We start from the raw sequence: 5,910 nt of genomic DNA on the forward strand, positions 1-5,910 counted from the left end.
TGTTTTTCTTTGCCGCAAAACAAAACCCCGTAAGCGCAGGGCTTACGGGGTTTTGAGCAATAAAAGCCTGACGATGACCTACTTTCACAGACGAATGTCCACTATCATCGGCGCGAAGGCGTTTCACTGTCCTGTTCGGGATGGGAAGGAGTGGGGCCACCTTGCTATGGTCGTCAGGCGTAACCGGCTAAGCGGTTGACGCGATGTCAACGGCTTGAATTTGGAAGAAGCAGCAACTGCGGGTTGCGTTGATGTATGTTCAGACGGCACTGGCGCGATCTGGCCAGCAATCGTATATGTAAGACTAAAGAGTTATAGGATCAAGCCGCACGGGCAATTAGTATCGGTTAGCTTAACGCATTACTGCGCTTCCACACCCGACCTATCAACGTCCTGGTCTTGAACGACCCTTCAGGGGGATCGAGTCCCCGGGATACCTAATCTTCAGACGAGTTTCCCGCTTAGATGCCTTCAGCGGTTATCTCTTCCGTACTTAGCTACCCGGCAATGCCATTGGCATGACAACCGGTACACCAGAGGTACGTCCACTCCGGTCCTCTCGTACTAGGAGCAGGCTCCGTCAAGTATCCAACGCCCACGGCAGATAGGGACCAAACTGTCTCACGACGTTTTAAACCCAGCTCACGTACCTCTTTAAATGGCGAACAGCCATACCCTTGGGACCGGCTACAGCCCCAGGATGAGATGAGCCGACATCGAGGTGCCAAACACCGCCGTCGATATGAACTCTTGGGCGGTATCAGCCTGTTATCCCCAGAGTACCTTTTATCCGTTGAGCGATGGCCCTTCCATTCAGAACCACCGGATCACTATGTCCTGCTTTCGCACCTGTTCGACTTGTCAGTCTCACAGTCAAGCACGCTTATGCCATTGCACTATCAGCACGATTTCCGACCGTACCTAGCGTACCTTCGAGCTCCTCCGTTACACTTTGGGAGGAGACCGCCCCAGTCAAACTGCCCACCATGCACTGTCCCCGATCCGGATAACGGACCAAGGTTAGAACCGCAAACAAACCAGGGTGGTATTTCAAGGTCGGCTCCCTCGAATCTGGCGACTCGAGTTCTGCGCCTCCCACCTATCCTACACAGGCCGGTTCACAGTCCAATGCAAAGCTACAGTAAAGGTTCATGGGGTCTTTCCGTCTAGCCGCGGGTAGATTGCATCATCACAAACACTTCAACTTCGCTGAGTCTCGGGAGGAGACAGTGTGGCCATCGTTACGCCATTCGTGCAGGTCGGAACTTACCCGACAAGGAATTTCGCTACCTTAGGACCGTTATAGTTACGGCCGCCGTTTACCGGGGCTTCGATCAAGAGCTTGCACCCCATCACTTAACCTTCCGGCACCGGGCAGGCGTCACACCCTATACGTCGACTTTCGTCTTTGCAGAGTGCTGTGTTTTTAATAAACAGTCGCAGCCACCGATTCTCTGCGACCCCATCATGCTCAGCGCGCAGGCGCCTCACACTACCGGGGCATACCTTCTCCCGAAGTTACGGTATCAATTTGCCGAGTTCCTTCTCCCGAGTTCTCTCAAGCGCCTTGGAATATTCATCCCGTCCACCTGTGTCGGTTTGCGGTACGGTCTCGTACAGCTGAAGCTTAGAGGCTTTTCTTGGAACCACTTCCAATCACTTCGCGAGACATGCTCGCTCGAGCCACACCCTTGATTTACGCGCCCGGATTTGCCTAAGCGCCATCTTCAATGCAGCAACAGGGACATCCAACACCCTGATGATCTTCCGCGATCCGTCCCCCCATCGCACTGTACGACGGTGCTGGAATATTAACCAGCTTCCCATCAGCTACGCATCTCTGCCTCGCCTTAGGGGCCGACTCACCCTGCGCCGATGAACGTTGCGCAGGAAACCTTGGACTTACGGCGAGGGGGCTTTTCACCCCCTTTATCGCTACTCATGTCAGCATTCGCACTTCTGATACCTCCAGCAGCCTTCACAAGCCACCTTCGCAGGCTTACAGAACGCTCTCCTACCGCGTGTACAAAGTACACACCCGCAGCTTCGGTTTATCGCTTAGCCCCGTTACATCTTCCGCGCAGGACGACTCGATCAGTGAGCTATTACGCTTTCTTTAAAGGATGGCTGCTTCTAAGCCAACCTCCTGACTGTCTATGCCTTCCCACTTCGTTTCCCACTTAGCGATAATTTGGGACCTTAGCTGGCGGTCTGGGTTGTTTCCCTCTTGAGTCCGGACGTTAGCACCCGGTGCTCTGTCTCCCAAGCTGTACTTGCGGGTATTCGGAGTTTGCCATGGTTTGGTAAGTCGCCATGACCCCCTAGCCATAACAGTGCTCTACCCCCCGCAGTAATACTTGAGGCACTACCTAAATAGTTTTCGGAGAGAACCAGCTATTTCCAGATTTGTTTAGCCTTTCACCCCTATCCACAGCTCATCCCCTAGTTTTTCAACACTAGTGGGTTCGGTCCTCCAGCACGTGTTACCGTGCCTTCAACCTGGCCATGGGTAGATCATCTGGTTTCGGGTCTACACCCAGCGACTAGACGCCCTATTCGGACTCGCTTTCGCTACGCCTTCCCTATTCGGTTAAGCTCGCCACTGAATGTAAGTCGCTGACCCATTATACAAAAGGTACGCCGTCACCCCACAAGGAGGCTCCGACTGTTTGTATGCATACGGTTTCAGGATCTATTTCACTCCCCTTCCGGGGTTCTTTTCGCCTTTCCCTCACGGTACTGGTTCACTATCGGTCGATCACGAGTATTTAGCCTTGGAGGATGGTCCCCCCATCTTCAGACAGGATTTCACGTGTCCCGCCCTACTTCTCTTACGCCTAGTTCCACTACCCGCATTTCGTCTACAGGACTATCACCTGCTACGGTCAGACTTTCCAGACTGTTCGACTATACGGATAGCTAAATCGTAAAGGCTCTTCCGATTTCGCTCGCCACTACTTTCGGAATCTCGGTTGATTTCTTTTCCTCGAGCTACTGAGATGTTTCAGTTCACCCGGTTCGCCTCCACTGGCCTATGTATTCAGCCAGGGATACTGCTTGCGCAGTGGGTTTCCCCATTCGGACATCTACGGATCAATGCTTGTTTGCCAGCTCCCCGTAGCTTTTCGCAGGCTACCACGTCCTTCTTCGCCTGTGATCGCCAAGGCATCCACCATATGCACTTAGTCGCTTGATCCTATAACACTTGAGTCTTATAGGACGCTGAACATTTCGCGTTTGTGCCGTTCTTAAGTTCAAAAGCTCTGATCAAACTTCGATCAGCTTGAGACTTGGAACATAATCATGCAATCACAACCCGTATCTATCTTCATCAAGCCCTCGGCTTGACTACTCGATAAACACTTTACGTTGTGCTTCTTCCAAATTGTTAAAGAACAAAATATAGCTGTCAGGCCTAAACCTAACGATTAAGACTGCTCGCAACCTTAATCGTTACCCTCAGACTTCCAAACCCCTCCCGCAAGACTGGTGGAGGTGAACGGGATCGAACCGATGACATCCTGCTTGCAAAGCAGGCGCTCTCCCAGCTGAGCTACACCCCCGTTTCATGCGTGGTGGGTCTGGTTGGATTCGAACCAACGACCCCCGCCTTATCAAGACGGTGCTCTAACCGACTGAGCTACAGACCCCAGACTCTCAAAATCTTGCCGGATCTGTTCGATCCTTCCAGCAGCTATATTCCAACAACCGATAAGCGTGGACACTTGACGCGAGCACTTAGCTCTTAAAGGAGGTGATCCAGCCGCACCTTCCGATACGGCTACCTTGTTACGACTTCACCCCAGTCATGAATCCTACCGTGGTAATCGCCCCCCTTGCGGTTAGGCTAACTACTTCTGGTAAAACCCACTCCCATGGTGTGACGGGCGGTGTGTACAAGACCCGGGAACGTATTCACCGCGACATGCTGATCCGCGATTACTAGCGATTCCGACTTCACGCAGTCGAGTTGCAGACTGCGATCCGGACTACGATCGGGTTTCTGGGATTGGCTCCCCCTCGCGGGTTGGCGACCCTCTGTCCCGACCATTGTATGACGTGTGAAGCCCTACCCATAAGGGCCATGAGGACTTGACGTCATCCCCACCTTCCTCCGGTTTGTCACCGGCAGTCTCATTAGAGTGCCCTTTCGTAGCAACTAATGACAAGGGTTGCGCTCGTTGCGGGACTTAACCCAACATCTCACGACACGAGCTGACGACAGCCATGCAGCACCTGTGTTCCGGTTCTCTTGCGAGCACTCCCAAATCTCTTCGGGATTCCAGACATGTCAAGGGTAGGTAAGGTTTTTCGCGTTGCATCGAATTAATCCACATCATCCACCGCTTGTGCGGGTCCCCGTCAATTCCTTTGAGTTTTAATCTTGCGACCGTACTCCCCAGGCGGTCAACTTCACGCGTTAGCTGCGCTACCAAGGCCCGAAGGCCCCAACAGCTAGTTGACATCGTTTAGGGCGTGGACTACCAGGGTATCTAATCCTGTTTGCTCCCCACGCTTTCGTGCATGAGCGTCAGTGTTATCCCAGGAGGCTGCCTTCGCCATCGGTGTTCCTCCGCATATCTACGCATTTCACTGCTACACGCGGAATTCCACCTCCCTCTGACACACTCTAGCCCGGTAGTTAAAAATGCAGTTCCAAAGTTAAGCTCTGGGATTTCACATCTTTCTTTCCGAACCGCCTGCGCACGCTTTACGCCCAGTAATTCCGATTAACGCTTGCACCCTACGTATTACCGCGGCTGCTGGCACGTAGTTAGCCGGTGCTTATTCTGCAGGTACCGTCAGTTGCGCAAGATATTAGCCTGCGCCGTTTCTTTCCTGCCAAAAGTGCTTTACAACCCGAAGGCCTTCATCGCACACGCGGGATGGCTGGATCAGGGTTGCCCCCATTGTCCAAAATTCCCCACTGCTGCCTCCCGTAGGAGTCTGGGCCGTGTCTCAGTCCCAGTGTGGCTGGTCGTCCTCTCAAACCAGCTACGGATCGTCGCCTTGGTGAGCCGTTACCCCACCAACTAGCTAATCCGATATCGGCCGCTCCAATAGTGCGAGGCCCGAAGGTCCCCCGCTTTCCCCCGTAGGGCGTATGCGGTATTAGCTACGCTTTCGCGTAGTTATCCCCCGCTACTGGGCACGTTCCGATACATTACTCACCCGTTCGCCACTCGCCACCAGGCCGAAGCCCGTGCTGCCGTCCGACTTGCATGTGTAAAGCATCCCGCCAGCGTTCAATCTGAGCCAGGATCAAACTCTTCAGTTCAATCTCTGTGTTGCGCCGTCAGTATCACCCAACGACGACTTTCGCTTGCTCAAAGGAAGTGAGGTGATAGTTTCGAAAAACTAAACCTGACTTCTGTCTATGAGCACTTGATAGTTTCGCTTCCCGGCCAGGCCTAAACCCAGCCGTTGCGCACTCACACCAAGTGCCCACACTTATCGGTTGTTCAATTGTTAAAGAGCGGTACTGCTAAAAACTTCTGCCTTCTGCTTCCAACTCCTCGCAACCTACAGCGTTTGTCGCTGTCTGTCGCTGCGTCGTTGTCAGCAGCAGAGAAACGAGATTGTGAAGAAGTTTTTTGTGTTTGTCAACTCAGCCTCGCTTTTTTTCGCGTCGCTCACAAAGTCGCCTTCGTTCGCGCTGGCCGGGTCAACTCACCCTTCCTCAGAGACTCCCGCCTCCCGGTCACCCTCACCTGCCCAGGGCAACCTTGCTTAGCGGCTAGCGAAACCTCTGCATCGCAGATCAGGGTTAACCCTGCTCGTTTCGTTAACTGCCAAGCCCGAAACTATAACACAACTTTTGCAGATCATGCAACCAACGCTGCCTTATTTCCACTCCGCCGTGCAACACTGGAATCCCGGCCGGCCTACGCCTTGACCTCCCTCCCCGTG

General features: G+C 53.3%; 2 tRNA genes and 3 rRNA genes. All 5 read right to left on the reverse strand.

Features of this window, described 5'->3' with window-relative positions:
* Window positions 1-65: 65 nt before the first annotated feature.
* The 5 genes from rrf to AXA74_RS23565 all read right to left on the reverse strand — a co-directional run bounded on the left by rrf (window position 66) and on the right by AXA74_RS23565 (window position 5,278).
* Window positions 66-178 (reverse strand): 5S ribosomal RNA (rrf, locus tag AXA74_RS23545).
* A 138-nt stretch (window positions 179-316) separates the two neighbouring features.
* Window positions 317-3,196: ribosomal RNA gene (locus tag AXA74_RS23550) — 23S ribosomal RNA — on the reverse strand.
* A gap of 291 nt (window positions 3,197-3,487) precedes the next feature.
* Window positions 3,488-3,563 (reverse strand) — tRNA-Ala (locus AXA74_RS23555).
* Window positions 3,564-3,573: 10 nt separating this feature from the next.
* Window positions 3,574-3,650: transfer RNA gene (locus tag AXA74_RS23560), tRNA-Ile, on the reverse strand.
* 97 nt (window positions 3,651-3,747) lie between these two features.
* Window positions 3,748-5,278 (reverse strand): 16S ribosomal RNA (locus AXA74_RS23565).
* Together the 16S, 23S and 5S rRNA genes with 2 tRNA genes alongside form the textbook arrangement of a ribosomal RNA operon.
* Between the last annotated feature and the right edge of the window lie 632 nt (window positions 5,279-5,910).

The organism is Bordetella hinzii LMG 13501 (genome assembly GCF_001548475.1).
Lineage (GTDB): Bacteria > Pseudomonadota > Gammaproteobacteria > Burkholderiales > Burkholderiaceae_B > Bordetella > Bordetella hinzii.